The following is a 9,883-nucleotide window of genomic DNA, read 5'->3' as shown; positions in this document are numbered from 1 at the left end:
GTTGCGATGATCTGAACGAGCAACCGTCGAATGTGAAAATTGTCTTTGGTAAAGGCCTCTCGCAACGACTCTTTCACGTCGGTTCCATAGGCCTGGATCGGTTGCTTGACCATGCCATGAAACAGTTGTTCAACGATTGCTCCGTGTGTTTCCGAACTGTCTGCCAGAAACCGCGCCAGGTCCGTCACATCAGAGAACTGTACTGTATCACCCTGGCGAGTTCGGTACGATCCTGTGGCATCGATCGGCTTGCCGTTTTCCACTTTCCGAAACCGTCCCACAGCGTCGAACTTTTCCATCGTGAACCCCAATGGATTGATCAGGGAGTGACACGACAGACAGTTTTCGGGACTTGTCTGCAGTGCGACCCGATCCCGAGTCGTCAGGTCCGGTTGCAATTGAGGAGCCAGCGGTGTCACGGCTTCCGGAGGTGGTCTCAGTGTTCGTCCCAGCACGCTGCGTGAGACGAAGACTCCGCGATGAATGGGCGAACTTGTGGCGGTGTAGGCGAATCCGGTCATCATGTACGGATGCGACAGCACGCCGGCTCGCTCTCCCGGTTCGAGAGACGTCTTCTGGAACGGGGCGTCTTCGGCCAGATCCGCACCATAAAACTTCGCCAGCCGACCGTTCAGATAAAGCTCTTCAGACAGCAGCAGAGCACGAAAATCTGCGGTTTCACTCGTCAGAACGTCATCCAGGAACAGTTCCAGGGATGTGCGCAGATCATTTGCGAGCGTTTCGTTGAAGTCTCCATAGGCGACCGGATCCTTGCTGAGATCTGCTCCACGATCGACTTTCAGCCAACGCAGAAAAAACTCGCGTAACTTGGAAGTCGTCCGATCGTCGCTCACCATTCTCTCGGCCTGAGCGATGATCTGTTCTCGGGTCTTAAGTTCCCCACGGGACGCCGCATCCAGCAGAGGGCGGTCCGGCAGCGAGTCCCACATACCGAATGAGATTCGCGAGGCGACGTGATACGGATCATCGACCTGATCGGGCGATCCCCCAATTTCACGGTACAGGAAGCGAGGCGACTTCAGCGTGAGGAGCACCACCCGGTTCAAAGCTGCTTCGAGATCAGGAGTCCCGGCGAACTGGCGTTCAATGTACAGCTCTCGCTGCTCTGGAGTGAGCGGCCGGCGAAACGCCAGTTCCACGAATCGCTCACAGAACGCTTTCAGTTTTGCCGGATAGTCGGGCGCATCCTTCTCGACCCCTGCAAGTGAGGTGTGATGAGTCGTCACATAACTTGCCACCTCAAACGCGGCTTCGGTTGCTGCCTCGTCCCAATCTTTCGAGATCGTCGTCGCCCGCTCCCAGCCCAGACTGCGATCGTCCGGCGGAAACGGAGTGCTAACGACAAAGACGGGAGCAGCCATTCCCGCGATCAGAAATCGCGACGGAACCACTTCTTCGAGATGGTCAGGTCGTTTCCACTCAAGAAACACGGACGCCGGTGCCGGCGGACGCTGCTTGACCTTGTCATCCTGGACCCCTTGAGAGGCTTTTGAGAACTCTAGCCGCAGAGGATAGTAGCGGCCCCCGATGAGGTAAATCGTATTGCTGTAGACGGTATCGGATCCGGATTTCACATGTGCGTCGACCAGCGGTTGCCGGAAATCGTTCAGATAGAATCGCATCGACTGGTCGGTGCGAACGGTGAACTGGTAGTCGCCTGTTTCTGGAGCGTAGACCGAGCCATGCCATTTAATGCTGAACTCATAGGGTTCCATTTTCGGACCATCTGGCGCATCGGCATCGGGGCTTTTGTCTTGAAAGTCGAAAGCAATCTGGGGATCGAGTCGATCAATCACTTTGTCATCCGCCCAGACATTGCGGCCCTTGTGGTAGTCCGCACAAAGGCCTTCGCGACGGTCTGCGGATCCCTTCGCCAAAAACTCTGACATCAGGTCAGCCATCACATTGCGATACTGACGTACGGTCAATCGAGACAGTTCAATGCGGGCCGGCTTGTTTCTCGCCTGGGCCGTGGCCGAATAAAAAGTCTCATGGATAAACTCCGCCACGCGCTGGGCTTCTTCGCCCGTACACGTTCCAGGATTGTCTTCAGGCATCGTACGGCTGATGTACTCCGCCAGTTCTCCGATCGAGCGGTCGCCGACAAGAGGATGCGGATATTCCGCCGTTTTGCCTTCCCCTTGAGCACCGTGGCACGAGCCGCACTTCTGCTGATAAATGGCTTCCCCCGTCAGTCCTGACTCGCCTGCGAGGACTGGAGCGACGCTGAGCATTCCTCCAAAAACCATCAGCAGCATGAGGCAAAGGCATTTGGCAGAGCTGTGAGACGGAAGGGAGATCGAAAGCATGGGCACAGTTCACCAGTGGAGTCGAATCAACGCAGAGAATTTGGCTTCTGTTCGGCAGGGTCATTGAGGGCGGGCTGATCTATTTTAGGCGTCTGCAACAGGAAAGTCAGCCCTGCAAGATCACCGACTGTGACTGCCGATGGACCGCTATATGGACAGCCGTATAATTTCGCAGATTTCAAAATCACATCAACGCTCGAATGTGTGACGTAGCCGGCCTCACCGGCGGGAGACATGCTGAACATGTACGATCCATCATGGAACTTTCTTTTTACCGCAGATCACGACGACCGACCCGAGTCCAGCCGCCCGCATTCCCGGACACCCGCGCCCTCGCAGGATGAAACTGATGTACTGGATGCATATTCCCGTGCTGTGATGCATGTCGTCGACACCGTGTCACCTGCTGTCATTTCCCTGGCGGGCCGCGCAGGGTCTCGCGAGGGAGGGCAGGGGTCGGGGTTTATCGTTTCGCCGGACGGACTGGCCATTACGAACAGCCATGTCGTCGGAAATCGATCGAAATTGATTGCGCTCACGACCGATGGTGACCGGTTGGACTGCGACGTCGTGGGAGATGATCCCTCCACGGATCTCGCACTGGTGAGACTGTCGGGTCGAGACCTTCCCTATGTGCAATTCGGTGATTCGCAACAGCTTCGTGTCGGACAACTCGTCATCGCGATGGGAAGCCCACTGGGACTCCAATCCACCGTCTCAACCGGCGTTGTGAGCGGTGTCGGACGGAGTATGCGCGCCGGTGACGGGCGATTGATCGACAACATCATTCAGCACGCGGCCCCCATCAATCCCGGAAACTCCGGAGGACCTCTGATTGATTCTCGAGGACGCGTCGTCGGCGTCAATACAGCGATTATTGCCTTCGCCCAAGGGATCGGATTCGCCGTTCCCAGCAATACCGTCCAGTGGGTGGCCGGAGAGTTTCTCCAGCACGGTCGAGTACGAAGACGCCAATTGGGGATCGCTGCCGCAGTCGTACAACTGCCCCGCGCTCAGGTACTCGACCTGGACCTTGTCTCGGACCTGGCTGTACAGGTCATGGAAATCGATCCGCGGGGTGTGGCTGGCCGAAGCGGCATTCAGCCAGGCGATCTCATCGTGTCGGTCAATGGTCGCCTTGTCTCGAGCATTGATGACCTGCATCGATTTCTCACCCGGATTCCGGTCGACGCAGCGCTGGAACTGGCTGTCGTGCGAGATACCCAGCTTCACCATTTGAGACTTCAGCAACCTGCGGAATAAGTTCGTTGCCCCTGCAACGTAAGATCAAACGCAAGATGACCGGTGGACTTTCACCACATCCCCAGAGTCCATCAGTGATCCTGCGATGACGGGCTCCCCAGTGACGGAAATTGTTGTGCAGGTTCTCGATCACATTCAACAGCCGAATTCACCGTTGAACTGGACGACTCAACGGGATGCATAAGGACCACTGGAAGTTCGCGCTACATCAGAGAATCCCTGCTGAACACAGTCTCGAACGGCTGCTGCTGCCTCCAGAACCTGCATCCTGTCCACATCAAGATGCGTGCAGGCTCGCAGTTGATGTGATCCCATCGGATTGATGCGCACACCTCGTTCCAGCAGGCGAGCCGACAGTTGCGCCGCGGTCCCCAGTTCTGGATCGATGGTGAAGAAAACGAGGTTCGTTTCGACTTCCTCCACGTTGAGTCGGATCCCATCGATCCCCGCGATCAGTTCGGCGAAGGCACGCGCATTGTCGTGGTCTTCCCGAAGTCGCTCGACGTGATTCTCAAGAGCATAAATTGCTGCGGCCGCCATCATTCCTGCCTGTCTCAAGGCACCGCCGAACAGCTTTCGGGCGCGCCGCGCCAGACGGATCGTCGCCGCGTCCCCCACGAGAATCGATCCCATGGGGCATCCCAGCCCTTTGGAAAAACAGATCGAGACGGTATCAGCATGTCGCGCGAATTCACGGGCGGTATACCCCCCGGCAATCGTCGCATTGAACAGGCGAGCCCCGTCGAGGTGCACTTTCAACCCCTGAGAGCGTGACCACTCGCTGACGCGAGCCATCTGTTTGAGGGGCCAGACGCGTCCTCCCCCCAGGTTGGTGGTATTCTCAACGCAAACCAGCCGGGTAATGCAGCAGTGCTGGTTATCAGCCCGGACCTTCCCTGCCAGATCTTCAACGTCGAGCAGGCCACCTTTTCCTGGCAGACAGCGAGCCGTCACGCCGCTGAGCGCGGCCGCTCCCCCCGCTTCGAAATTGACGATATGTCCCGATTCCGCAATCAGGATTTCATCACCCTGCTGACAGTGGGCTCGAATCGCCATCTGATTGGACTGGGTTCCCGAGCAGTTGTAGACGGCCGCTTCTTTGTCCAGAAGATTCGCGACCATCTTTTCGAGTCGATTGACGGTGGGGTCTTCCCCTGTCATGTCGTCACCCACTTCCGCAGCAGCAATCACGGCGCGCATCGCCGCAGTCGGTTTGGTGACGGTATCGCTGCGAAGGTCAATCAGGGGGCCAACGATCGAATCGGTCATTTCTTTTTCACTACCTTCTTGGTGCGAATCTGATAGTTGCCACGCTTCTCATCAAAGTCGAGTTCGATCAGTCCGGCATCTTCGATATCGTGCAGCAGATCCGAGAAGCTCCCGTATCCGTAATAGCCTTCGTTAAACCCGGGATGAACTCGCTTGATTGCCTGCTTGAGCATGGATCCCCAGATCGGCGGATCGTAGTCGAGTTCCAGCGAATTCAAGACTTCGATCGTCCGATCGAAAGCCTCTTGCGTTTTGTCTTCGAGAGTCTTGTCTTCCTGAGATGCTCCCGGTTTCGGAACAACCACGGGCTTCCGCGCAACGCGAATCAGATCGTCGTAGTAGATGAACTCGTCGCAGTTGGCGATCAACAGGTCAGAGGTTGAGCTCTTCACACCGCACCCGAGCACCCGTTTGTTGTTTTCTTTCAGCTTCGACACCAGGGGCGAAAAATCACTGTCCCCAGAAATCAGTGCAAACACGTCGATGTGCTGTTTGGCGTAACAGAGGTCGATCGCGTCGACGACCATCCGAATATCGGCGCTGTTCTTCCCACTCATCTTACTCTGCGGAATATCGATCAGCTCGATCCCCTGAGCATGAAACTCGCGCACAGCGTCGCGGTAGTTACTCCAGTCGCAGTAAGCCCGCTTGTGAACGATTCTTCCTTTTTCCAGCAATCGTTTCAGAATCAGTTGAATCTGAAACGCCCCTGTCTTCATATGCCGGACTCCGATCGCCAGATTTTCGAAATCCACAAACACGGCGATCAGAGGCTCTTCTGACATCATTGGCTGCCTTACATTGAAAAGATCATGGTTCTTGTAATTGCGAGGGGGACCGAGCCTGACAGTACCGAACACCGAGCTTGACCATCGCCAGCCCAACCAGTGCACCGGCAATGTCACAGTACCAGTCGGCCAGGTCTGCATTCCGATTGACCAGCGGCTGAGTCAGTTCGTCGAATGCTCCGTACAGGGCGAGCAGAAGCCAGCAACCGGCGACACTGAGCCACGTACAGGCTCTTTGCGTGGATCGGTAGGACATTAACAGAATTCCCAATCCTGCGTACGCCCAGAAGTGAATCAGCTTGTCGGAATCCTTGGGAAGCAGCCCCTTCGGAACTCGGGTATGCGTACCGTAGAAAAGGGCGACCCAATAGATCAGCAGCACTGCGAGCGCGATACGCGTGGCAAGCAGATTCGGGTGAGGTGAATGATCTGATTGGGGTGTCGGCGCAGCGTTTGACATGGTTGGCAAGTCTACCCTAAATCAGCATCAGGGGACGGCTCGGATGCGGGTTCATCACGTCGATTCTCTGGTTCGCCTTCACCCGCATTTCGCCGAGGACTCGGATTCGGGCGATTGTCCTGGCGCGGCTTGTTTTCACGCCGCGGGCGAGAACTCGGCGCATCGTCGTTTCCCGTCGCGTCAGTCGCGGTCTTTTCGACGGGGGCAACGGGCTTCTTTTGTGACTTGGTACTGACAACAGTCAGCACGTCCTTTGCATCCGAGATGATTTGCCGCTGGCCTTCGTACTGAATCACCAGCTTCTGAGCCAGCAGTTCCACGCCGATGACCCGTCCCGTCCCTTGCTTGGTGATGACTGTTGCACCGACCGGGGGTAACTCCTTGCGATGCTCTTCGTAGGTGTCGTATTCGTACCGCAGGCAGCACTTCAGACGACCACAACGCCCCGAAATCTTGGACGGATCGAGAGTGGCCTTCTGAAGCTTGGCCATCTTCATCGAGACGGGGGGCATCTCACGCAGAAACGTATTGCAGCAGACCGGTTGCCCGCAGTCACCGTAATCGGCCAGAAGTTTTGCTTCATCGCGGATGCCGATCTGCCGCATCTCGATCCGGACATGAAATCGCTTAGCCAGTCCTTTGACGAGATCCCGAAAGTCGACCCGCTGTTCTGACACATAGTAGAAAATCAGCCGCTCACCGCCGATGACGAGTTCGGCATCGACGAGTTGCATTTGCATGTTTCTCTCATTGATCAGCTCTAGACAGCCGGCGAACGCGTCTTTCTCGGCCTGGATTTTTTGATCGCGCTCGGCCTCGTCTTCCGGAGAGGCCAGCCTGACAATTCGCCCGTGCGCGTCGGACGATCCCAGATACGTCCGCGTTTGCTCGGTGGCCGTGCTCAGTACGGTTCCCCATTCATGGCCGCGATCACTGCGAACAATGACAGCCGTTCCACGCGGGATCGGAGCGAATCCCCGGGCCGTAAATTCGCCCAGAATCCGAGTCACTCCGTAGCGTACGACGTATGATGAATCTTCGGCAAAAGTATCCATAAAGCCTTCGAAATTGAGGCACCTGGGGCGAAAGACCTCTCTCTGGAGAGCCTGAGAACCCGAGTATACTCAGCGAGTACCCTGCGATGCCAAGGTAACCTCTAATTCCGTAGCCTTCCGGTCGCCTTCGGGAACTTCCCCGTTACACCGGTCATCAGAATTGTGTGGGAGTGTTTTCAAGCAACACACAGCGATAAGCTCTGCACATTCTCTTCCAACCTCAGCTGGAAGGATGCCTCCGCCGACTGTGTTTCCACGTGTCAGAAGAGTCCGAACCCGTCGGCGGAGAGCGTTCACATGCGTGTCAAAACGCCCCCGCCTCAGTCTACCTGGAAACGAAACAGCAGCGGCTTCCTCGTGAGCCGCTGCTGTTGGCATTTCGGAGGCTCGCGCCAGATGCGGCCCCTTTGGGCCCTGCGATCACTCGGCTTGTGCCCGGATTTTTCGCTCTAACACCTCGACCTGCTACCTGACCATGATGATCGACTTCGGCAGCAGCATCACGCGTTCGACCCGGCGTTTGGCATCCGGAAAAAGCTCTTTCAACATCGCACAGTCGAGCAGTCGAGAGCTTTCTGCTGTCCGCACGGCATTGTCAATTGTCTTGCTGCGAGTCCAGTTTCCGAGATTGAAACGCATATTCAATTTGACACGGAGGGAAAAGGGGAGCCAGTGATAGAACGGAGTCATGTTGTGTGGTTCGATCGGGAACCAGAAGTAGGGGGTCTGAACCCAGTAACGAGGAGCGATGCGGCGCACCTCGTTAGCGTACTGAGTCATGTTCTTCCATGTTCCAACGTGTTCAATCACCGAGTTCGAATGAACGATGTCGAATTTCTTATCACCAAAGTCGGGTAAACTGCATCCGTCTCCCTGGATGAATTGGATCCGCGAAGTAGGCTCGAATGATTCAGATTTGAAATTAATGACAGTGACAAAGATGTTGTACTGTTCCATCACTTCGGGCGGGACCAGATTCCAGTAGTTGCGTGTCCCGCCAACATCAATAATTTGCACCTCCCCTCGTTCCCGAAAAACTTCCTCGACAATACCGAGAAATGGTTTAAGACGACGCGTCCTCAAAGTTTTTCGCCATGGACCCACCGCCTTAACTACAGAATCAGCAAAGCTCATTACTTTCGTCTCCGAATGGATATTCGATGCCGAGCCAGTTATACCTCTCAAAATTCCGACGGTCTATTGTGTCGAAATCACCGTAACCGCAGTCGCTGTACACTCGTCTTCTCAAGATTTCGTCGCCACCAGGTGAGCATCGACCAGTTGTGCATCGCCCCTTGACTCACCATTGCGGTAGACGTCCTTCGGCTGCAAGTGTTCCTCATCACCAGTTTCGAGTATCTTCGAAAAGCGCAGGAAATCATTCTGCGGTCAGGTTGGAAAACGCTTAGCACCTGCTCCGTCGTTTGTTTACGGCGGGAATTAAACACAAAAAAAGTCCACTGAACGCTTGTGAGTTCAGTGGACTTACATTCTCGTTAGCAAACTATAAATCTCAGCTGCACAGCAGTTTAAAATCTGGCTCGGGCTGCTCATGGGTTGCTATCGGGCAGTCTGACGCTGACGACTCGGCACTTCCAAGTTGGTTAACTTCCGACCGAATTGGGACATTGGTCACGTGCCGGGCTGCGGCGCTGGAGCCGAAGCAGGTTCTTGTGGAGGAGCAGGATTCGTGGCGGGAGCTGGGGCAATCGGAGTTGGAGCTGTCGAAGGGGCAGCTGGACTCAATGCCGGAGTCGCACTCACAGCCGCCGGAGCAGAAGTGCTGATGCTGCTATCGACAGGGTACGCGCTGAAGCCAACGTCACCGCAGCTGCTGGCGACGGGAGCACAGCAGGTTGCGATGGCTCCGGTGTAGATCGGGGATGGGAGAGCACAGGCAACCGTACCACAGGCATAGGTGTAGCAGTGGGGACGGCAGGCACGAATGCGACGGGGACGAACGTAGCACGCAGTCGTGGTCGCACAGCCACCGTAGTAAGCGGGTCGGTAATAGGTGCCGAAATCACAGGGTGACGCACAGTAGGCACGTCGACGACGGAGGTGTCCGAACAGGCCGCATCCCGTGTTGCAGCTCGAACCGACAGCGTACCCAGAATAGGCGTATGGAGCGGCTCCGTACCCGATTCCAGAGTAACCGTACGAAGAAGGGAAGGTTGGGGTGTAGCCGTACCCAAAGCTCGAAGTGGAGTGCACAGGAGCAAAAGCATAGTCATAGTTCGATCCGCAGCAGCCTCCGCCGTAGAGCTGTGCGTCAGCGGCCTGTGAAGACACCGCGATGGCGAATGCGGCGAGCAGGACGCGGGAGAAATTGACCAGGTTCCGTTTCATTGCTGAGTTCTTTCTCTTTCACTGAATTCAGAGGGTTCATAAAGGACGAACAACTCAGCTCATTTTGCCTATCCTACACAACGCAATTCAAGCCCCTATTCCGACAACTCGCGTAATCAGACCTGAAGATCAACCGAAGAAAGGGATTCTGACGAGTCTGGCGAGCACGGTTTTCGAAGTAGGCGCACCATGCTGCCCCCTTTTCAAGGAGACAGTGCAGACCTCTGAAGGTCATAACCCCTTGGCATCACAGAACCGACGAAGTCAGTAGAGGCATACGGAATCGCCGCAGCAATCGTCGTCCCACCCGAAGGTGGCCTCGGGAAAAAATGTCGCGCACCGACGACCCATACGGGCGGATCTTCGGGG

The 9,883-nt window shown here is 56.0% G+C and carries 8 protein-coding genes; 1 reads left to right on the top strand and 7 read right to left on the bottom strand.

Annotated features, from left to right (window positions below; genetic code table 11):
* On the bottom strand, positions 1 to 2,330 hold a 2,330-nt coding region (locus VGE80_RS11390; RefSeq protein WP_440592752.1), incomplete at its 3' end, for a DUF1592 domain-containing protein.
* Positions 2,331 to 2,573: 243 nt separating this feature from the next.
* On the opposite strand from VGE80_RS11390, the gene VGE80_RS11385 reads away from it, so the two are divergent.
* Positions 2,574 to 3,593, top strand: a complete 1,020-nt coding sequence (locus tag VGE80_RS11385) for a S1C family serine protease (protein ID WP_440592751.1) — start codon at positions 2,574 to 2,576, stop codon at positions 3,591 to 3,593.
* Positions 3,594 to 3,761: 168 nt separating this feature from the next.
* On the opposite strand, the gene VGE80_RS11380 is transcribed toward VGE80_RS11385, so the two are convergent.
* From VGE80_RS11380 to VGE80_RS11355, 6 genes are all read right to left on the bottom strand, one after another.
* On the bottom strand, positions 3,762 to 4,862 hold the full coding sequence (locus VGE80_RS11380) for a threonine aldolase family protein (RefSeq protein WP_440592750.1): 1,101 nt from the start codon (positions 4,860 to 4,862) through the stop codon (positions 3,762 to 3,764).
* Positions 4,859 to 5,647, bottom strand: a complete 789-nt coding sequence (locus VGE80_RS11375; RefSeq protein ID WP_373653798.1) for an NYN domain-containing protein — start codon at positions 5,645 to 5,647, stop codon at positions 4,859 to 4,861. The genes VGE80_RS11380 and VGE80_RS11375 overlap by 4 nt, the downstream gene beginning before the upstream one ends.
* 25 nt (positions 5,648 to 5,672) lie before the next feature.
* Positions 5,673 to 6,110 carry a VanZ family protein gene (locus VGE80_RS11370; RefSeq protein ID WP_373652576.1) on the bottom strand — a complete coding sequence of 146 codons (438 nt, stop codon included), beginning with the start codon at positions 6,108 to 6,110 and terminating at the stop codon, positions 5,673 to 5,675.
* An 11-nt stretch (positions 6,111 to 6,121) separates the two neighbouring features.
* Positions 6,122 to 7,165, bottom strand: a complete 1,044-nt coding sequence (locus VGE80_RS11365) for a PSP1 domain-containing protein (RefSeq protein WP_440592749.1) — start codon at positions 7,163 to 7,165, stop codon at positions 6,122 to 6,124.
* A 465-nt stretch (positions 7,166 to 7,630) separates the two neighbouring features.
* Positions 7,631 to 8,182 carry a class I SAM-dependent methyltransferase gene (locus VGE80_RS11360; protein ID WP_373652578.1) on the bottom strand — a complete coding sequence of 184 codons (552 nt, stop codon included), beginning with the start codon at positions 8,180 to 8,182 and terminating at the stop codon, positions 7,631 to 7,633.
* Positions 8,183 to 8,797: 615 nt separating this feature from the next.
* Complete coding sequence (locus tag VGE80_RS11355) at positions 8,798 to 9,514, bottom strand: hypothetical protein (RefSeq protein WP_440592748.1); 717 nt, start codon at positions 9,512 to 9,514, stop codon at positions 8,798 to 8,800.
* Between the last annotated feature and the right edge of the window lie 369 nt (positions 9,515 to 9,883).

Origin of the sequence: Schlesneria sp., from assembly GCF_036405755.1 — a bacterium.
Taxonomy (GTDB): domain Bacteria; phylum Planctomycetota; class Planctomycetia; order Planctomycetales; family Planctomycetaceae; genus Schlesneria; species Schlesneria sphaerica.
Note: the sequence above shows the minus strand (reverse complement) of the source record. Positions and strands in the feature narration are given on the sequence as shown.